Source organism: Pseudomonas sp. BS3782 TE3695, from assembly GCF_050435305.1.
Taxonomy (GTDB): Bacteria; Pseudomonadota; Gammaproteobacteria; order Pseudomonadales; family Pseudomonadaceae; genus Aquipseudomonas.
The window spans coordinates 2,023,025-2,042,614 of sequence record NZ_JBNDKB010000001.1 but is presented as its reverse complement, the minus strand read 5'-3'; the positions used below and the strand labels follow the sequence as shown (position 1 = coordinate 2,042,614).

11 protein-coding genes and 2 pseudogenes are annotated in these 19,590 nt (G+C 59.7%); 9 read left to right on the top strand and 4 right to left on the bottom strand.

The window, feature by feature from the left end:
• Positions 1-192: 192 nt before the first annotated feature.
• From ABH909_RS09320 to cmoB, 6 genes and pseudogenes are all read left to right on the top strand, one after another.
• Complete coding sequence (locus ABH909_RS09320) at positions 193-2,601, top strand: glucose/quinate/shikimate family membrane-bound PQQ-dependent dehydrogenase (RefSeq protein WP_429432484.1); 2,409 nt, start codon at positions 193-195, stop codon at positions 2,599-2,601.
• A gap of 279 nt (positions 2,602-2,880) precedes the next feature.
• Positions 2,881-5,298 (top strand): endopeptidase La, encoded by a 2,418-nt coding sequence (gene lon, locus ABH909_RS09315; RefSeq protein WP_429432481.1) that lies wholly within the window; start codon positions 2,881-2,883, stop codon positions 5,296-5,298.
• A 202-nt stretch (positions 5,299-5,500) separates the two neighbouring features.
• Positions 5,501-5,893, top strand: coding sequence for a protease inhibitor I42 family protein (locus ABH909_RS09310; protein WP_429432478.1), 393 nt, complete (start codon positions 5,501-5,503; stop codon positions 5,891-5,893).
• A 2-nt stretch (positions 5,894-5,895) separates the two neighbouring features.
• Positions 5,896-6,538, top strand: a pseudogene (locus ABH909_RS09305) (lysoplasmalogenase).
• A 217-nt stretch (positions 6,539-6,755) separates the two neighbouring features.
• Entirely contained in the window at positions 6,756-7,535 is a 780-nt protein-coding gene (gene cmoA, locus ABH909_RS09300; protein WP_183683242.1) for a carboxy-S-adenosyl-L-methionine synthase CmoA, read from the top strand.
• Complete coding sequence (gene cmoB, locus ABH909_RS09295; RefSeq protein ID WP_429432474.1) at positions 7,532-8,488, top strand: tRNA 5-methoxyuridine(34)/uridine 5-oxyacetic acid(34) synthase CmoB; 957 nt, start codon at positions 7,532-7,534, stop codon at positions 8,486-8,488. The genes cmoA and cmoB overlap by 4 nt, the downstream gene beginning before the upstream one ends.
• A 134-nt stretch (positions 8,489-8,622) precedes the next feature.
• Here the strand turns inward: cmoB and tadA are convergent, their stop codons facing one another.
• Positions 8,623-9,120, bottom strand: coding sequence for a tRNA adenosine(34) deaminase TadA (gene tadA / locus ABH909_RS09290; RefSeq protein WP_008014671.1), 498 nt, complete (start codon positions 9,118-9,120; stop codon positions 8,623-8,625).
• A complete protein-coding gene (locus tag ABH909_RS09285; RefSeq protein WP_429432471.1) occupies positions 9,120-10,496 on the bottom strand; it encodes a multicopper oxidase family protein in 1,377 nt (458 codons plus the stop codon). Before ABH909_RS09285 ends, tadA begins: the two co-directional genes overlap by 1 nt.
• Before the next feature lie 431 nt (positions 10,497-10,927).
• Between ABH909_RS09285 and ABH909_RS09280 the strand changes: the two are divergent.
• From ABH909_RS09280 to ABH909_RS09270, 3 genes and pseudogenes are all read left to right on the top strand, one after another.
• Positions 10,928-15,194 (top strand): annotated as a pseudogene (locus tag ABH909_RS09280) (RHS repeat-associated core domain-containing protein).
• Position 15,195: 1 nt separating this feature from the next.
• Entirely contained in the window at positions 15,196-15,591 is a 396-nt protein-coding gene (locus ABH909_RS09275; RefSeq protein ID WP_429375041.1) for an Imm50 family immunity protein, read from the top strand.
• Between the two features lie 525 nt (positions 15,592-16,116).
• Positions 16,117-16,440 carry a hypothetical protein gene (locus ABH909_RS09270; protein ID WP_429432468.1) on the top strand — a complete coding sequence of 108 codons (324 nt, stop codon included), beginning with the start codon at positions 16,117-16,119 and terminating at the stop codon, positions 16,438-16,440.
• A 271-nt stretch (positions 16,441-16,711) separates the two neighbouring features.
• On the opposite strand, the gene ABH909_RS09265 is transcribed toward ABH909_RS09270, so the two are convergent.
• Positions 16,712-17,002, bottom strand: coding sequence for a PTS transporter subunit EIIB (locus ABH909_RS09265; protein WP_429432465.1), 291 nt, complete (start codon positions 17,000-17,002; stop codon positions 16,712-16,714).
• Between the two features lie 2 nt (positions 17,003-17,004).
• Positions 17,005-19,539 (bottom strand): phosphoenolpyruvate--protein phosphotransferase, encoded by a 2,535-nt coding sequence (gene ptsP, locus ABH909_RS09260; protein ID WP_429432462.1) that lies wholly within the window; start codon positions 19,537-19,539, stop codon positions 17,005-17,007.
• Positions 19,540-19,590: the final 51 nt, after the last annotated feature.

The following is a 19,590-nucleotide window of genomic DNA, read 5'->3' as shown; positions in this document are numbered from 1 at the left end:
AGCGGGCTTGCTCGCGAAAGCGGTCTATCAGGCAACCAGCATGTTGAATGTGATGGCCTCTTCGCGAGCAAGCCCGCTCCCACAAGGACCGCATCAACCGAACACTTTATTTCTATGAAACCTGCCCACGCCAGATCGTCATCTACAGTGAACTTGCGCGGGCTTACTTAAAACGTCACGGAGAACCACACTATGAGCGCTGATGGTGCTTTCAGTCGAAGCCGTCTGCTGCCGAGCCTGCTCGGTATCGTGCTTCTACTAATGGGCCTGGCCTTGCTGGCCGGGGGGATCAAGCTGAGCATGCTCGGCGGCTCGCTGTATTACCTGCTGGCCGGTATCGGCCTGATGCTGACCGGGGGGCTGCTGCTTGCCGACCGTTATGCGGCGCTGAGCCTGTACGCAGTGGTGCTGTTCGCCAGTACGGTCTGGGCACTGTGGGAAGTCGGCCTGGACTGGTGGCAACTGGTGCCACGCCTGGCGCTGCTCTTTGCCCTGGGTATTGTCATGCTGCTGCCATGGTTTCGTCGCCCGTTGCGAACCGGCGAATTCAACCCGATCGGCACCGGTGTACTGAGCGCTGCCGTGGTCATCGCCGGTATCGCCGCGCTGGCCAGCCTGTTCACCAACCCCGGTGAAATCAAAGGCGAACTGGATCGTGACGCCGTGCCTGGCATGAGCAACACCGCCCCGGCCATGCCCGATGGCGACTGGAACTCCTACGGTCGCAGCGCCCATGGCGATCGCTACTCGCCCCTGGCGCAGATCACGCCGCAGAACGTCAACAAACTGGTGCCCGCCTGGACCTACCGCACCGGCGACCTGCCGGGCCCGAACGACCCGGGCGAAACCACCGCCGAAAACACCCCGCTCAAAGCCAACGGCATGCTTTATGTCTGCACGCCGCATAGCCAGGTGATCGCGCTGGACCCGGACACCGGCAAGGAACTCTGGCGTTTCGATCCGAAGCTCTCCACGCAGAACGCGGCGAACTTCAAGGGTTGGGCGCACATGACCTGCCGTGGCGTGACCTATCACGATGACGCCGCCTACGCATCCGAGCAGAGCCCTACCGGCACTGCCAACGCGCCAGTCGCCAGCGTCTGCCCGCGCCGGATCTTCCTGCCGACCGCCGACACCCGCCTGATCGCTCTGAACGCCGACACCGGCAAAATGTGCGAAGACTTCGGCAACGGTGGCCAGGTTGACCTGACGACCAACATCGGTGAATTCACCGCCGGCGGTTATTACTCCACCTCTCCACCGGCGGTCACCAAAGACCTGGTGGTGATTGGCGGCCACGTGACCGATAACGTTTCCATCGACGAGCCAAGCGGCGTGATCCGCGCGTTCGACGTGCACACCGGCAAACTGGTGTGGAACTGGGACAGCGGCAACCCGGACGACACCACGCCGATTGCCGAAGGCAAGGTCTACACCCGCAACTCGCCGAACATGTGGTCCATCTTCAGCGTCGACGAAAAACTCGGCATGATTTATCTGCCGATGGGCAACCAGACCCCGGATCAGTTCGGTGGCGCACGCACCCCTGAATCGGAACTGCACGCCGCCGGCCTGACCGCGCTGGACATCGCCACCGGCAAGGTGCGCTGGCACTTCCAGTTCACCCACCATGACCTGTGGGACATGGACGTCGGCGGCCAGCCAACTCTGATGGACCTGAAAACCGCAGACGGTGTGAAACCGGCGGTGCTCGCGTCCACCAAGCAAGGCAGCATCTACGTGCTGGACCGCAGCAATGGTCAGCCGATCGTGCCGATCAAGGAAATTCCGGTGCCGCAAGGCGCAGTGGAAGGCGACTACACTTCGCCGACCCAACCGATGTCCGACCTGAACTTCGTGCCGCCGACCCTCAAGGAACGCGACATGTGGGGCGTGACCCCGTTCGATCAGATGCTGTGCCGGATCGACTTCAAATCCCTGCGCTACGATGGCATGTTCACTCCACCGTCGCTGCAAGGCTCGATCGTTTATCCCGGTAACTTCGGCGTGTTCGACTGGGGCGGCATCTCGGTTGACCCGGTGCGTCAGATAGCTTTCGTGAACCCGAGCTTCATGGCGTTCAAATCGAAACTGATCCCCGCCGCCGAAATCGCCAAACAAGGCCCTCGCATCAGCGAAACCGAAGGCGTGCAGCCCAACAAAGGCGCGCCTTACGGGGTGATCCTCGAAGCCCTGCTGTCGCCGATGGGCCTGCCGTGCCAGGCACCGGCCTGGGGTTACGTGGCGGCGGTCGATTTGACCACCAACAAAACCATCTGGATGCACAAGAACGGCACCGTGCGCGACAGCTCGCCGGTTCCAATTCCTCTGAGCATGGGCGTACCGAGCCTGGGCGGGGCCTTCACCACTGCCAGTGGCGTGGCCTTCCTGAGCGGCACCCTCGACCAGTACCTGCGCGCCTACGACGTGAAAAACGGCAAGCAACTGTGGGAAGGCCGCCTGCCAGCAGGCGCGCAAACCACACCGATGACCTACACCGGCAAAGACGGCAAGCAATACGTGCTGGTTGTTGCGGGCGGTCACGGATCGCTGGGCACCAAGCAAGGTGACTATGTGATTGCATACAAACTGTCGGAATAAGCGGTAGCGGCAGTTAAAGCAAAGGCGACGCCTGTGAGGGGGTCGCCTTTTTTGTGCTCAATTGTTTCAGATCACTCATCCCCTGTAGGAGCTGCCGAAGGCTGCGATCTTTTGATCTTGATTTTCTGACAGTATCGGAAAGACACCAGGATCAAAATCAAAAGATCGCAGCCTTCGGCAGCTCCTACGCGTGAACACACACGCTGAAATATCCTGACCCATTGAAACCACCCCCCACCTGCCCCATCTAAGACCCATACCCAATTGCGCAGGTGCCTCATGACCGACCAGCAAGAATTCCCCGAAGACACGAGCGAATACGCCGAAACAGACAACGTCCAACACAATTCCATCGGCAAAGGCCTCGCCCTGCCTGGCCAGAACCTGCCGGACAAGGTCTACATCATTCCGATCCACAACCGGCCTTTCTTCCCGGCGCAAGTATTGCCGGTGATTGTCAACGAAGAGCCGTGGGCCGAAACCCTCGAACTGGTGAGCCAATCCGACCACCATTCCCTGGCCCTGTTCTTCATGGACACTCCCCAGGAAGACCCGCGCCACTTCGACACCAAAGCCCTGCCGGAATACGGCACCCTGGTCAAAGTCCACCACGCCAGTCGCGAAAACGGCAAACTGCAATTCGTCGCCCAGGGCCTGACCCGCGTACGCATCAAAACCTGGCTCAAACATCATCGTCCGCCGTATCTGGTGGAAGTCGAATACCCGCACCAGCCCACCGAGCCGACCGATGAGGTCAAAGCCTACGGCATGGCGCTGATCAACGCGATCAAGGAACTGCTGCCGCTTAACCCGCTGTACAGCGAAGAGCTGAAAAACTACCTCAACCGTTTCAGTCCCAACGATCCGTCACCGCTGACCGACTTCGCCGCCGCCCTGACCTCGGCCACTGGCGGCGAGCTGCAAGAAGTGCTCGACTGCGTGCCGATGCTCAAGCGCATGGAAAAAGTCCTGCCGATGCTGCGCAAGGAAGTCGAAGTCGCGCGCCTGCAGAAAGAAATCTCCGCCGAAGTGAACCGCAAGATCGGCGAGCACCAGCGCGAGTTCTTTCTCAAAGAACAACTCAAGGTCATCCAGCAGGAGCTGGGGCTGACCAAGGATGATCGCAGCGCCGACATCGAGCAGTTCGAGCAACGTCTGACGGGCAAGGTGTTGCCGCCTCAGGCGCAGAAACGCATCGAAGAGGAAATGAACAAGCTGTCGATCCTCGAGACCGGCTCACCGGAATACGCGGTGACCCGCAACTACCTCGACTGGGCGACCTCAGTGCCGTGGGGCGTGTACGGCGAGGACAAACTCGACCTCAAACACGCGCGCAAGGTACTGGACAAACACCACGCCGGCCTTGATGACATCAAGGACCGCATCCTCGAATTTCTCGCAGTCGGTGCCTATAAAGGCGAGATCAGCGGCTCCATCGTATTGCTGGTAGGCCCGCCGGGCGTGGGCAAGACCAGCGTCGGCAAATCCATCGCCGAAACCCTGGGCCGGCCGTTCTATCGCTTCAGCGTCGGCGGCATGCGCGATGAAGCCGAGATCAAGGGCCATCGCCGCACTTACATCGGTGCGCAACCGGGCAAACTGGTTCACGCGTTGAAAGACGTCGAAGTGATGAACCCAGTGATCATGCTCGACGAGATCGACAAAATGGGCCAGAGCTTCCAGGGCGATCCGGCCTCGGCGCTGCTGGAAACCCTCGACCCGGAACAGAACGTCGAATTCCTCGACCACTACCTGGATTTGCGCCTGGACCTGTCGAAAGTGCTGTTCGTCTGCACCGCCAACACCCTGGATTCGATTCCCGGCCCGTTGCTGGACCGGATGGAAGTGATTCGCCTGTCGGGTTACATCACCGAAGAGAAAGTCGCGATCGCCAAGCGTCACCTGTGGCCAAAACAGCTTGAGAAAGCGGGTGTGTCCAAGGGTAGCCTGAGCATCAGCGACAACGCATTGAAAGCCTTGATCGACGGCTACGCCCGTGAAGCCGGGGTGCGGCAGCTGGAAAAAAACCTGGGCAAACTGGTGCGCAAAGCCGTGATGAAGCTGATCGACGAACCGAAAGCGGTGATCAAGCTCGGGCCGAAAGACCTGGAAACCTCACTCGGCCGACCGGTATTCCGCAACGAACAAGTGCTGTCCGGCATCGGCGTCATCACCGGGCTGGCCTGGACCAGCATGGGCGGCGCGACCCTGCCGATCGAAGCCACGCGCATTCATACCCTCAACCGGGGCTTCAAACTCACCGGGCAACTGGGGGAAGTGATGAAAGAGTCGGCAGAAATTGCCTACAGCTACGTCAGCTCCCATCTGAAGCAATTCGGCGGTGATCCGACATTCTTCGACGAAGCCTTCGTCCACCTCCACGTACCGGAAGGCGCCACGCCGAAAGACGGCCCGAGCGCCGGTGTGACCATGGCCAGCGCCCTGCTGTCCCTGGCCCGCAACCAGCCACCGAAAAAAGGTGTGGCCATGACCGGCGAACTGACACTGACCGGGCATGTCCTGCCGATTGGCGGGGTGCGCGAGAAAGTCATCGCGGCGCGGCGACAGAAGATCTTCGAATTGATCTTGCCGGAAGCAAATCGTGGCAGTTTTGAAGAGTTGCCGGACTACTTGAAGGAAGGGATCAGCGTGCACTTCGCCAAGCGCTTTGCGGATGTGGCGAAGATTCTCTTCTGATAATGATGTAGCGCTCATGCGGCCGCTTTCGCGAGCAAGCCCGCTCCCACAAGGATTGCGATGAACCTGTGGGAGCGGGCTTGCTCGCGAAGGCGTCGGTACTAACGCCTCCAAACCTTCGCCTGCCCCGGTTCGACCGTCACACTTTGTCTCATCTTCAGTTATGCTCGCCGTTCGTCGTGAATGCCGGAGCCGCTGACTCATGTCCCCTACCCGCCTGTTTATCCCGCTCGCCCTTGCCCTGCTGAGCGCTTGCGCCACGCAACCTGCACACAACGTGACCGTGGAAAAACAAAGCGAATGCCCAATGCAACTGAACAACGGGCAAAACTTGATACTGACCCTGCCCAGCAACCCGACCACGGGTTACCGTTGGGCGATCCAGGATTCGGCCGGTGGCGTGTTGCGCGTACTCAGCCCCGAGGTTTACAGCAATCCGGAAGACGCAGGAGTCGTCGGCAGCGCCGGCCTTTCGACCTGGCGTTTCCAGGCCTTTGCCACTGGCACTGGTCGCTTGCGACTGACCTATTCACAGCCGTGGGCGCCCGAAGTACCGGCGGTCAAAACCTTCGACTGCGCCATCGCGGTTAATTGATCGTGGGTTGGCTGATTCTGGCGCTGATGGGCGCAGTGACCTTTCTGTATGGCCTGAGCGTGCATGCCACGCTGCTGTGCCTGCTGGTCAAACCATTGCCGGTGCTGGCCCTGCTCGGCTGGTTGCACGACGCACCGCCCAGTGACTATCGACGCTGGATCAGCCTGGGTTTGATTTTCTCCTTGCTCGGCGATGTGTTACTGGCATGGGCGGGGGATTTGTTCGTGTTTGGCCTTGGGGCGTTTTTGGTCGCGCATCTGGCGTACCTGAAGGCTTATTTGAGCGATTGCCGGCGTTTGGCGCTGTTGCCGTTGATGCTCGCGTTGAGCGTTGGCGCGGTGCTACTGGGGATTCTGATTTCCAATGGCTTGGGGCCGCTGCTGATCCCGGTGATCGTCTACGGGCTGGCCATCAGCGCCATGCTCTGGCGCGCCTTGGCCCGGCTCGGCACCAACGTGCCCAAACGCTCAGCGCTGCTGGCGGCGGGGGGCGGGGGGCGCGCTGGCATTTGTGTTTTCTGACAGTGTGATCGGCATTAACCGGTTTGTATCACCGTTCAACGCCGCGCCTTACGTGATCATCCTCAGTTACTGGCTTGGGCAATGGGGAATTACAGCTTCGGCGTTCGATCAGAAACCGCGCTGAATCCTGTGGCGAGGGAGCTTGCTCCCGCTGGGCTGCGAAGCGGCCCCAAAACCATTCAACGAGTTTTATCAGACTTGCCCGATCAGCCGGTTTTACGACTGCTACGCAGCCGAGCGGGAGCAAGCTCCCTCGCCACAACGGTGTTTCTCCCCTTTTGGCCGAGGTCACTCCGGCGCTTTATCAGCAACCCAAGCATCCCCCCGTCAATTTGGCTAAAATGCCAGCCTTTTCCACCCATGCCGCTGGAACCGCCGTGAGCAAAGAATCCGATCGCCTTTTCGCCCAGCCTTTGGCCCAGGTGCCTGACTTCGCCTTTAACGAGGACGTGGTGCGGGTGTTCCCGGACATGATCAAGCGCTCGGTGCCGGGTTATCCGACCATCGTGGAAAACCTCGGCGTGCTCGCCGCGCAGTTTGCCCAACCCAACAGCGTGCTCTACGACCTAGGCTCGTCGTTGGGCGCCGTAACCCAGGCCCTGCGCCGTCACGTGCGCACCGACGGCTGTCGCGTCATCGCTGTGGATAACTCCGCGGCCATGGTCGAACGTTGCCGCGAGTACCTCAATGGCCAGGACTCGATGTTCCAGGAGTTGCTGCCGGTGGAAGTGATCGAGGGCGATATCCTTGCCCTGGAATTCCAGCCAGCCTCGGTGGTGGCGCTGAACTTCACCCTGCAATTCATCGCCCCCGACCAGCGCACCGCGTTGCTCTCGCGCATCCGCCAGTCGTTGTTGCCCGGTGGCGCGTTGATTCTTTCGGAGAAGCTGCGCTTCAACGACCCCGAAGAACACGCGCTGCTCACCGACCTGCACGTTGCCTTCAAACGCGCCAACGGCTACAGCGAACTGGAAATTGCCCAGAAGCGCAGCGCCATCGAAAACGTCATGAAACCCGACAGCCTCGAAGAACACCGCGAGCGCCTGCTGGCCGCCGGGTTCTCGAAAGTCGTGCCGTGGTTCCAGTGTCTTAACTTTGCCTCGTTGATTGCCTTGCCATGATTGATCTGTCCCCCCTCGCCCGCCGCCTGGCCGGTACTCCGCTGGCCGAATGGGCCAACACCCTGCAAGCGCAACTCGACAAGAAAATGGAAAAAGGTCACGGCGACCTGGAACGCTGGCAGAGCGCGCTGGACGCATTGCCGAAGATCCAGCCTAGCGAAATCGATTTGTTGAACGGCCTGAAACTGGACACCGATTGCGACGTTGAGACCCGCGCACAAATGCGCACCGCACTGATGGGTTTATCGCCCTGGCGCAAAGGCCCGTTCGACCTGTTCGGCGTGCATGTCGACACCGAATGGCGCTCGGACTGGAAATGGTCGCGAGTCGCGCCACATCTGGATTTGAAAGGCAAACGCATCCTCGATGTCGGCTGCGGCAACGGTTATTACATGTGGCGCATGCTCGGCGCCGGCGCCGACAGCGTGATCGGCGTCGACCCGAACTGGCTGTTCTTCTGCCAGTTCCAGGCTGTGCAGCGTTACCTGTCCGAGCCCAATGCCTGGCACTTGCCGTTTCCCTTTGAGGATCTTCCTCCCAATCTGGAAGGCTTCGACACCGTATTTTCCATGGGCGTGTTCTACCACCGCCGCTCACCGATCGAGCATTTGCTGGCGCTGAAGGATTGCCTGGTCAAGGGCGGTGAACTGGTGCTTGAAACGCTGGTGATCGAAGGCGATCAGCAGCAGGTGTTGGTGCCCGAAGACCGTTACGCGCAGATGCGTAACGTGTGGTTCCTGCCGTCGGTGCCGGCGCTGGAACTGTGGCTGCGCCGCGCCGGCTTCAGCGACGTGCGTTGCGTGGATGTGAGCGTGACTACGGTCGAGGAACAACGCGGGACGGAGTGGATGAAGTATCAGTCGTTGAGCGACTTCCTTGACCCGGAAGATCACAGCAAAACAATTGAAGGGCTGCCGGCGCCGATGCGCGCCGTCATCGTCGCCCGCAAATAAAACACCGATCTCCCAAACAATGGAGATCCCCTGTGGGAGCGGGCTTGCTCGCGAAAGCGGTTTAACATTCAACAAAAATGTTGACTGACCCACCGCATTCGCGAGCAAGCCCGCTCCCACACTGGATTGGTGTTTTAGTCTGCTGGTTTGGCTCTTCGGGCCTTGAAAAACTCGCTCAACACCGCGCCACACTCCTCCGCCAACACCCCACCTTCATACAACACCCGGTGATTCAAAAAGCCCTGGGTAAAAAACTGCCCCTGGCTCTGCACAATCCCGGCCTTGGGCTCCAGCGCGCCATACACCACCCGCGCGATCCGCGAATGCACGATCAGCCCGGCGCACATGCTGCACGGCTCCAGTGTCACGTAGAGCGTGCTGCCCGGCAGACGATAGTTGCTGGCGGCCTGGGCGGCGGCGCGGATCGCGACCATCTCGGCGTGGGCGCTGGGGTCGTTGCCGCTGATCGGGCAATTGAACCCGCGCCCGATGATTTCACCATCCTGCACCAGCACCGCGCCCACCGGCACTTCACCCAGCGCCGCGCCTTGAGCGGCCAGGGCCAGGGCCTCGCGCATGAAATCACGATCACGGCTGCGGTCGATAATCGCTGCGGGGCGAATCTGACGCATCACGCCACCTCGATGGCGGCCATCAGGCCGGTTTCCATGTGGTCGATCACATGGCAGTGGAACATCCAGACCCCGGGGTTATCCGCCACCAGCGCCACTTGCGCACGCTCGTTCTTGCCCAACAGGTACGTGTCGGTGAAGTACGGGATGACCTTGTGCCGGTTCGAGGCGATGACTTTAAAGCTCATGCCGTGCAGGTGGATCGGGTGCTGATACTGAGTCATGTTCTTCAATTCGAAAATATAGCTTTTGCCCTTTTCGAGCTTGGCAATGGGCCGATCGGCGCAGGTCTTGTCGGTGATGTCCCAGGCCTTGCCGTTGATCTGCCACAGGCTTGGCGGCTTGCCGTTTTCGACATTGACCGACACCGAGCCTACCCATTCAAAATTGAAGTTGAGTTTCTCGGCATTGGCCAGGTCCGGCTCGGCCACCGGATTGGCGGGCAGCGCCGGCGGCCACTCGGTTGGCGCATCGGTATTGGCCACTGAGCGTAAGGTGCCCAGGCGGACCGGGCCGTTGCGCAGGGATAACTCTTCGCCAGCCGGCGGCGCCTTGATCGCCAGGCAAATGCGCATGCCAGGTCCCAGCCAGTATTCCTTGCCCAGTGGGCGCGGTGCAATCGGATTGCCGTCCAGCGCATAGATCTGCGCTTCGACGCCTGGGATGTTAAGGCGGTACGTCAGCGTATTGTCGAGGTTGAGCAGGCGTACGCGAGTGATCTGCCCGGCAGGCAAATCGATCACCGCTTGTGAGACGCCATTGATGGTCGACAAGCCCCCCGCCGTGCCGCCACGTGCCGCTTCACGAGGAATGCTGAACGCTACGAAGGCGCCCTCTTCATCGACGTGCCAGCTCTTGAGGCTCAAGGTTTTTTCATACTTGAAACCGGTGGGCTCGCGCTCTTCAATGATCAGCGGACCGACCAGTCCACGACCGAGTTCTTCGCTGCTGTTCACGTGCGGGTGATACCAGTAGCTGCCAGCGTCGGGAACGCGGAATTTATAGTCGAAGTACTCGCCCGGCAGCACCGGCAATTGCGAGACATACGGCACGCCGTCCATCTCCAGCGGCAGACGAATACCGTGCCAGTGAATAGTGGTCGCCACCGGCAGATGATTGATGAAGCGCACTCGCAACCATTCGCCCTGACGCACGCGCAATTCAGTGCCCGGCGCCGACGGGCCGAACGCCCAGGCCGGGGTCTTGTGCCCGGCCACCAGTTCAACGTCCAGCGGTGCGGCGATCAGCTCGTAGTCATGGCCGGCATCAGCGTCGGCCATTTTGCCCAGCCAGTAACGCGACGCGCCACCAGCCCCCACGCCAACCACCACAAGACCGGCCAGGCCACCGAGTATTTGTCGACGGGTAAAGGACATGAACTCAACTACCTCACGTATCAGCCACAGGCACGGGGGCCTGCAAAAGGCGAATACGATACACCTGCGGTTGAGAAACAGTAAGGGCAGCGCGGCGGATGGTCACAGCCGGTGGTGAACCCTTTAAAAGATCGCAGCCTTCGGCAGCTCCTACATTGGATCGGCGTACACCCTGTAGGAGCTGCCGAAGGCTGCGATCTTTTCGGCCTCGCGCGACATGTCTGATGCAATGCAATTACAGAATTTGGGGCCGTTTAGCTGATCGTTACGGAGTCGCCGCCAATCAGCGAATCGCCCTACATCCATTTCCACTTTTCCCGACTTCTTTCCTGCTCGATCCCCCGCAAAGTCCCCGCGCCTAATTTTCTGCGCCAGGGATTGCTCATGTTCGAACCGATTTTTAACCCCGCCTCCTATCGTTCGGTGCGTTGATGGAGCACATCGCCCGTATCGAGCAGGAACTCGACAGCTTCCCGCATACCCTCTCGCTCTATCGCGAACAGCTTAAACACTGGTTCAACCGGGTCGCCGACGAGGCCAGCCGCGTGGCGGATCTGCCGTCACTGATGGGCATGGAACGGATCATCCGGTTCGGCGACTCCCGCACCGCTGTCAGCAGCGGCGATGACCAGTTCATCTCCACCGTCGTGCAGTGTCCGAAAGGCGGAATGCTCGAAATCGAGAGCAAGTTCGAATCGGTTTATGACATTCCCCTGGGGAACATTCAGGTCGATGTGATTGCCATGGATGGCGGGGAATCGACGCCAGTCACGCTCGATAAAAACGGCAAGGGAACGTTCCAGGGGAAAGAGGGCAAGTTCTACCGCGTTCATGTTCACCACGAAGTCACGCCGCAGCAGGTTGAAGATCTTTTCTCTTCCTACGACGGGTTGACCACGGAGCTCGACAACTGGCTGCGTGAAGAGTGGAAGACGTTCAAACCGAAGTGGTCGCAATCGTCTGCGGTTGCTGTAGGCAATGGAATGCTGGCCGGCAGTTGGGCGGCGGTCATGGGCGTTTGGGACAGCCTCGGCCTGCTCTCGGACATTCTTCAGGATCCGCGCAAGTTCGTTGAACGGTTGGGCAGCGGCGCCGATGAATTGGCCAAGCTTGCGCAGACGGCGCCCGAGGTCATGGCAAAAATCCAGCTGCTGGCCAGTGACGAAGCGGCGCTCTGTTTGCTGCTACGAACGGCGAGTCTGTGGCTGGAAATGCTGCCGCCCAGCGAGATCGCCGGCAACACGGCAGAGGTGACCAGCCAGATCATTGTCTCGGTGCTGATCGATATTCTGATTGCTTTGGCGCTGGCCTGGACGGGTGTCGGTATACCCGCCGCCAAAACCTATCTCACCGCTCGCGGGCTCAAGTACGGGGCGTTGCTGGCGGGTCTGGCGATGCGCTTCGTCGAGGCCACTTTCACTATTCTCAGCACCTTCATGGAGTACGTCGACCGCTATAAGAAAGTCGCCGCACGCGGTGTTGCCGCGGGGCTGAAAAAGGGTCGGATACAACTGCGCTGGGATGCCCAGCGCAACACCACGCTCAAGCAAAACGAACACCACGACAACGTCCCGGATCAGGCGAAAAACCCCAACGGCGACAGCGCCGACTCCGCCGATAAAACCGCCACCAACAAATGCCCGGTGTCGATGGTCACCGGCGAAGAACTGCTGACTCTCACTGATGGTTCGTTGGACGGAATCCTGCCGTTCGACTTCACCCGGCTCTATCGCACCAGTGCCGCCGAGATCGATTGTGGGCTGGGCTTCGGCTGGAGCCATTCGCTCGCCCATCGGCTGGAAGTCGAGGGTGATCAGGTCATCTGGACCGACCACGAAAACCGCCGCACCACCTTCCCGTTGCCATCTATTGAGCGCCCAGCGATCCACAACAGTTTGTCGCGCGCCGCGATTTATCTCGGCGAGGACTCCGAAGAACTGATCCTCGCCCAGGCCGGCGAAGAACCGCGTTTCTACCACTTTCGTAACGGTTTTCTGACCACGATCAGCGACGCGTACGACAACCGATTGCGCATCACCCGCGACCGCCAGCAACGCATCCAGCGCCTCGACAACGGTGCCGGTCGCGCCTTGCTGTTGCGTTATGACCGCGCGCATTTGGTTGGCATCGATTATCAGGTGTTCGTCCCGGCCCAGACCCTCGCCGAGGCCTGGCGCACCGAGCAGACACTGGTCAGTTACCGCTACGACGAACGTGATCAACTGATCGAAGCGAGCAACGCCGCCGGCGATAGCGAGCGTTACGACTACGACGACCGGCACGTGATCCTGCAGCGGCAACTGGCCGGTGGCGCGAGTTTCTTCTGGGAGTGGGAACGGTCCGGCAAGGCGGCGCGCTGCATCCGCCATTGGGCGTCGTTTGCGCAAATGGACGCGCAGTATGTCTGGGATGACGAGGGCAGTGTCACCGTCTTGAATATCGATGGCAGCGAAGAGGTTTATGTCCACGATGATCGGGCGCGGCTGGTGCGTAAGGTCGAGTTGGACGGTGGCGAACACCTAAAGGCCTACGACGACAACGGCCGGCTGATTGCCGAGCAGGATCCGCTCGGTGCCGTCACCGAATACCGCTACGACGAAGTCGGACGCCTGGTGGCGCTGATTCCACCGGAAGACGAGCCGACGGCCTACGAGTACCGCAACGGTTTCCTGCATGCACGGTTTCGTGGCAAAGCCGTGTGGAAATATCAGCGCAATGCCCAGGGGGATGTCACCGAAGCGACCGATCCCGACGGCCAGGTCACCCATTATCACTACGACGCTCAGGGGCGTTTGCTGTCGATCCGCTACCCGGACACCAGCCGGCATGTGTTCGTCTGGAATGCCTTGGGGCAGCTGGTTGAGGAAGCGCTGCCGGATTTATAGCTACGACCTCAATGGCCACTTGCAGGAGAAAACCGAGTTCGGCGATGACGGCTCGCAGTTGGTCACGTCTTACGAGCGGGACTCGGCCGGGCGCCTGTTGGTCAAGACCCTGCCCGATGGCATCCAGGTCGAATACCGCTACGACTCGCTGGGCCGATTGATCAGCGTCGACGACGGCCACGATCATCCGCTGGAATTCGAGTACGACCAGCAGGACCGCTTGATCACCGAACACCAGGGCTGGGGCACCTTGCGTTACGGCTACGACGCCTGCGGCCAGCTCAACCGCCTGCGCCTGCCGGACGGCAGCAAACTCGACTACCAGCACGCCAAGGGCGGCGCGCTGACGGCCATCGACCTCAATGGCGCGCGGCTTACGTCGCACACCTTCCTCGCCGGTCGCGAACAAAACCGCCAGCAGGGCCTGCTGCTCAGCGAATATGCCTACGACGACCAGGGCCGGTTGAAGGCCCACGCCGTCAGCCAACAGCAAAAAAACCTGTACCGCCGCGACTATGCCTACAGCCTCAACGGCAACCTCGACCACATCGCCGACACCCGCCACGGCCAGCGCAATTACCAGTACGACCCGCTCAACCGCCTGACCCGCGTGCGCCACGCCCGCGACGACCCGCCGGAAAGTTTTGCTCACGACCCGGCGGGCAACCTGCTGATGCAGGACCGTCCCGGTGCAGCGACCGTCAAAGGCAACCGCCTGCTGATACAAGGCGACCGGCATTACGACTACGACGCCTTCGGCAATCTGATCCGCGAACGTCGCGGCACCGCACAAAAACTCGTCACCGAATATCGCTACGACTGTCAGCATCGCTTGGTCGGCGTCACGTTGCCGGATGGAAGTTGTGCGAGTTACCGTTACGACGCCTTCGGCCGTCGCATCAAGAAAACCGTTGTTGGTAAAACCACCGAGTTCTTTTGGCAGGGCGATCAGGTCGTCGCCGAAAGCAGCCGCGAGCATTACCGCAGCTACATCTACGAACCCGGCACCTTCCGCCCCTTGGCCATGCTCGACGGCAAAGGCCCGCGCAAGGCCTGCCCGTTCTACTACCAGCTCGATCACCTAGGCACGCCGCAGGAACTGACCGATTTTGGTGGCGAAATCGTCTGGTCGGCGAAGTACAACGCCTACGGAAAAGTCACGCGTCTGGCGTTCGGCGGGGGCGAGCAGCTCGAGCAACCGCTGCGCTTTCAGGGGCAGTACTTCGATGCCGAGAGTGGTCTGCACTACAACCGGCATCGCTACTATGATCCGGAGGTTGCTCGGTACCTGACGCCTGATCCGATCAAGTTGGCGGGTGGGCTGAACCAGTATCAGTACACGCCGAATCCGACGGGGTGGGTTGATCCGTTGGGGTTGAGCTCCAACTGCCCACCCAAGAGCCAACGTTTAATCTCTTGCCCAGCCCCGGATGAGCCTGCATTACCGGGTACCTCCCGACGAGGCGCCTTCCGACAGGCCAAGGCTGATGCCGGAATTCTACGAGGTCAGCAACCAGATATACAGCTGGATGAAGTCACTGGCAGACCCAGTCAATTCACCTATGCCAACATGACTGATATAAACGGAAAAAATATTCTAAACAGCATCGGAATGCCAATTAAAACCAGACAATACATGTACACCCGAGAGGACGGATTCAAATTGATATTGCAAGACCATGCTGCCGGTCATAGATTTGGTGCGGACAATAAAAAAGGTGATCAAGGGCCTCATTTCAACGTTCGGCCTGCAGATGACCCAAGAAACGGAAAAGTCGAAAATACAAATGAACACTACCCCTTCAGGAGGTGACATGAAGTACTGGAATGACCTTGATGGCAGTACGTTTTTTTGTATGGTGTTTAGTGGCCAAATTGCAATTAATGAGATAAAACTATTTTCCTTAATTGTCGACAATAATCTTTCCACATTGACATTGGCATTCGATATCAGAGAGCTTCCCAATAGCCCCCCCCAAAAATGGCAACAGGCTCAATATAATGCTTGCCGCATCGGGATCAGTTGCAGTGAAATTGATAATTTGGTGGTCAGAAGTTTGCCGGTAACCGGGCCTATGAAATTAACCATTGAGAAAGACGGCTCCCGCTTCGTGGTATCAGCTATGTCAGAGCATTCAGCTATAAAGTTCACAACTTCATTTCTGAGCCTTCGAGATCCTTCGGTTTATTTGACGAAAACTCCTTTCTAATTCGACTCTCTTACTTAATTACTTCATGTTGCGGACGGGAATAAAAAGTAAATTTTGTCGATTTTTTTGGATGGGAGAGTTTTAAGTAGTGATGATTTCGTAAAGTAGTGAGGAAAATCATTTGAAATGTCAGGTGTCGGGCTCACTCGTTCACGGTGTAGGCGGGGTTGCCGCAGCGTTCTGATAGAGGCACGAAATTTCCGGACAAGATCGTCGGAAGTTTCCTTCAACCTGCGGCGGTTTCCATGAACTGGTGTGAAATGTGTTCCATCGATAGTCTTTGGCGGTCACTGACATTTCAGTGGCAGGGTGTAGGAACCCTTTCAGACCATGAGAAACGCTTTGGCGTCGACACCTGATTTGCGGCCGTTACCATGCGCCCGTAATATCAGCAGCGGCGGCTGTGCGCGGGCACGCTTCGGTGTGGTCGAGTTCTCTGGTCTCGATATTCCTACCCCGCGTATAGCTGCCACCCAAGCCTGTAGGAAGGCCGATGGTAGCTTCACTTCTACCAGAGGTTTAAAAATGAAAAGTCTTCACCCCGATCCACCCTACGAAAACCCAATTCCCCACCCCGACAACCGCTTCATGGCGCTCACCGGCAACTGCACCGACATGCCGACCCTGTTCGTCGATACCCACGCGCCGCTCGATGTTTTGTATGACGCTGCCAACTACCGAATTCGCTCCGTCACGCAGGTGCTTGAGAACATGTCGATGCGCGGTTCAGTCGAGTGCGAATCCTTCATTCTCAGTGACTTCGCCTTGCTCTGCGCCATTCCGTTGCGCGATGGCTGTGATGTGCTGGATGTGATTGGGCGGCGGTTGCGGGCTCGGCCTTCGGAGTAGCGTCGCGCGGCTTTTTGTGGCGAGGGAGCTTGCTCCCGCTGGGCTGCGCAGCGGCCCCAAAACCAGCGATCCGGTTTTGTCAGTCATACCGTGGTGTTTGGTTTGGCGACTGCTGTGCAGTCGAACGGGGGCGAGCCCCCTCGCCACAAGGGCAAGATCAAAAGATCGCAGCCTTCGGCAGCTCCTACGGGGGCTGCGTCGGGAGAAAGACCGCGTTGCGACCCAGCGGGAGCAAGCTCCCTCGCCACAGGCAGCCCCTCGCCACGGCCGGTTACGCTTGAAGACCCGTGATCAGATGAACAACCCCATCCTCCAGCGTCATCACCCCCGGCACCCCTGCCACCGTCAATGCCTGCCGATCCATCCGCGCCACATCCCGCAATTCCACCCGCACCCGGGTCAGCGCCACCGGCTGTTGCGACTTGAGGTTGTCCATTCCGCCAAGCCCGGCGACGATATTCGCGGCCAAGCCGCCAACAGGCTGAGTCTCCATTTTCGGCTCGTCCACCACCAGGTCCGGGGTCAACGCTTTCCAGAACGCCCGCTGCATTTTCTCGAACATGCTCAGTTCTCCAGAACCAGTGAAGTATCGACCGTTGCCTCGTGATGCAGCCGCAATGCCTCGCGCACTTGCTCGGCACTTTCCAGCTCCAGCACCTGCTGGGCGATGGCCTGACAATCCAGCAAGTCCACTTCGCGAACCGCCGCTTTGATCGCCGGAATCAACGGCACGCTCACCGACAACTCATCCACGCCAAGCCCCAGCAACAGCGGCACCGCCAGCTTTTCCGAAGCCAGGGCGCCGCATACTCCGACCCATTTGCCATGGGCGTGGGCGGCTTTCACGGTGGTGGCAATCAAGCGCAATACCGAAGGATGAAGACTGTCGGCCTGACTGGCCAGACGTGGATGATCGCGGTCCATGGCCAGGGTGTATTGGGTCAAGTCGTTGGTGCCGATAGAGAAAAAATCCACTTCGGGTGCAAACAGGTCAGCCATCAGCGCCGCAGCCGGTACTTCGATCATGATCCCCAGCTTCGGCAGTTCAGTTAGGCCCAATGCCAGCGCTTCTTCTTCCAGCAGTTGGCGAGCCAGCCGCAGTTCGGACAATTGCGTGACCATCGGCAGCATGATGTGCAGGCGAGCCAGCCCGGCGCTGCTCAGGATCGCCTTGAACTGATCGCGCAACAGTTGCGGACGCTCCAGACACAAACGAATGCCGCGCATGCCCAGGAACGGGTTGGTTTCGCGCTCCATCGGCACATAGGCCAAGGGTTTGTCACCGCCGACATCCAGGGTTCGCACCACTAGATTGCGCGCCGGCCCAAGGGCGCGGGCAATGGCGCTGTAGGTGGAGGCCTGTTCGTGATGGCTCGGCGCGTGGTTGCGGTCCAGATAAAGAAACTCCGAACGCAGCAGACCGACGCCCTCGCCGCCCAGCGCCATGGCTTGTTCGGCTTCGGCCAGCGACGCGATATTGGCGGTGATTTCAACGTGATGTCCATCTCGGGTACGGGCCGCCAAACCTGCATTTTCCAGCTCGTATTGCTGGCGTTTCTTCTGCAGTTGACGATTGGCTTGCAACTGTTCGATGGCGGCCAGATCAGGGTCCAGCTGCAGCTCGCCCCTGTCGGCATCGAGCAACACCCGGGTGCCATTGATCAGCGTCAGCACCTGAACCGGCAAGCCGCAGATCGCCGGCAAACCGAAGGCCCGCGCCAGAATCGCGACGTGGCTGGTTGCGCCACCGCCGACCGTCGCGAACCCGACTACTTTGCGCGTGTCCAGGCCAGCCGTTTGCGAAGGCGTCAGTTGCTCGGCAATCAGAATCGCCCCGTCCGGCAACTCCATTGCACGATCTTCTACACCGAGAATCAGTTTGAGCACTCGTTGACCAACGTCGGCCAAATCCGCTGCCCGTTCGGCCAGCAAGGCATTGCCCAGGCTTTTAAACAAGGTGGCCGTCGACTCGGTAGCCGCTCGCCAGGCGAAACCGGCGCTTTTGCCTGCATCGATCAGTGCCAATGCCTGATCCAGCAGGCCAGGGTCTTCGAGCAATTCCTGATGAGCCTTGAAGATGTCTGCCTGGGCGTCACCCGTGGCCTTGTCTCGCAACTGCTGCAAGGCCAGAACCGCCTTGGCCAGCGCTCGGGACAGGTGCTCACGCTCAACCTGAGGACTGACGCCTGATTCACTGACCTCAAGAGTCTGCTCGGCAATTTGCACCACCTGGCCAAACGCCGACCCTGGCGATGCACAGACGCCGCGCAACACTGTTAGCGATGAGGCCTGCGCGGCAACTGTCTCAACCTCTGCCATCACCGTTACGGCTTCTCCACAACCGGCGGCCAACAACTCGGCCAGCGTCTTGATTGCCACTTCGGCATCCGCACCCGCCGCGCTGACCTGCAGGATGTCACCATGGGCGGTCTGCAACGCCATGATCGCCACCAGGGATTTGGCGTTCGCGCTGCTCTGCTGTTTATGCAGGTAAATGCTCGCCGCAAAGCCTTTCGCCGCCTGGGCAAACACGGCTGCGGGGCGAGCATGCAAACCGTTGGTGTTGGGCAGCGTCACCGGTTTGGAAAACAGCGCTTCGCCCTCCTGCGCAATCCCCTCATCGGCCGCCCCTTCGGATGGATTCAGACTCAGCAGCGGCTGGCCACTTTCTACCACCCCCGTTTCAGGCGCCAGCCAGGTGAACGGCTCACCGCTGACCACCAGCATCAAGGTCAACAAACTGCGTGCGTGCAAGACAATGTAATCGGCATCGAACTCGATCAGTGCCTGCCCCACTGTTACCCGCTGACCTTCCTTCACCAATCGGGTGAAACCCTTTCCAGCCAGGTTCACGGTATCGAGGCCGATGTGCATCAGCACCTGCACGCCATTGTCGTCGGTGATGCTGACGGCATGCCCACTGACCTGCACATTGCTGATCACGCCGGCCAGCGGTGCGCATAAGGTTTGCGAAGTCGGATCGATGCACAGACCGTCGCCGATCACGCGACTGGAAAACACCTGATCGGGCACCTGATCCAGCGGCATCAGCACGCCGGACAAGGGTGCCAGCAGTTGCAATTGTTGGGGTGTGGCCATGACGTCACCTGCTGTTTTGTTCTTTATAAAAGACGCTTGCGATCTCGCGGT

Excerpts from the sequence above, each read along its gene's own strand:
- ABH909_RS09320 (WP_429432484.1), top strand. The coding sequence starts at position 193 with ATGAGCGCTGATGGTGCTTTCAGTCGAAGCCGTCTGCTGCCGAGCCTG.
- lon (WP_429432481.1), top strand. The coding sequence starts at position 2,881 with ATGACCGACCAGCAAGAATTCCCCGAAGACACGAGCGAATACGCCGAA.
- ABH909_RS09310 (WP_429432478.1), top strand. The coding sequence starts at position 5,501 with ATGTCCCCTACCCGCCTGTTTATCCCGCTCGCCCTTGCCCTGCTGAGC.
- cmoA (WP_183683242.1), top strand. The coding sequence starts at position 6,756 with ATGCCAGCCTTTTCCACCCATGCCGCTGGAACCGCCGTGAGCAAAGAA.
- cmoB (WP_429432474.1), top strand. The coding sequence starts at position 7,532 with ATGATTGATCTGTCCCCCCTCGCCCGCCGCCTGGCCGGTACTCCGCTG.
- tadA (WP_008014671.1), bottom strand. The coding sequence starts at position 9,120 with ATGCGTCAGATTCGCCCCGCAGCGATTATCGACCGCAGCCGTGATCGT.
- ABH909_RS09285 (WP_429432471.1), bottom strand. The coding sequence starts at position 10,496 with ATGTCCTTTACCCGTCGACAAATACTCGGTGGCCTGGCCGGTCTTGTG.
- ABH909_RS09275 (WP_429375041.1), top strand. The coding sequence starts at position 15,196 with ATGAAGTACTGGAATGACCTTGATGGCAGTACGTTTTTTTGTATGGTG.
- ABH909_RS09270 (WP_429432468.1), top strand. The coding sequence starts at position 16,117 with ATGAAAAGTCTTCACCCCGATCCACCCTACGAAAACCCAATTCCCCAC.
- ABH909_RS09265 (WP_429432465.1), bottom strand. The coding sequence starts at position 17,002 with ATGTTCGAGAAAATGCAGCGGGCGTTCTGGAAAGCGTTGACCCCGGAC.
- ptsP (WP_429432462.1), bottom strand. The coding sequence starts at position 19,539 with ATGGCCACACCCCAACAATTGCAACTGCTGGCACCCTTGTCCGGCGTG.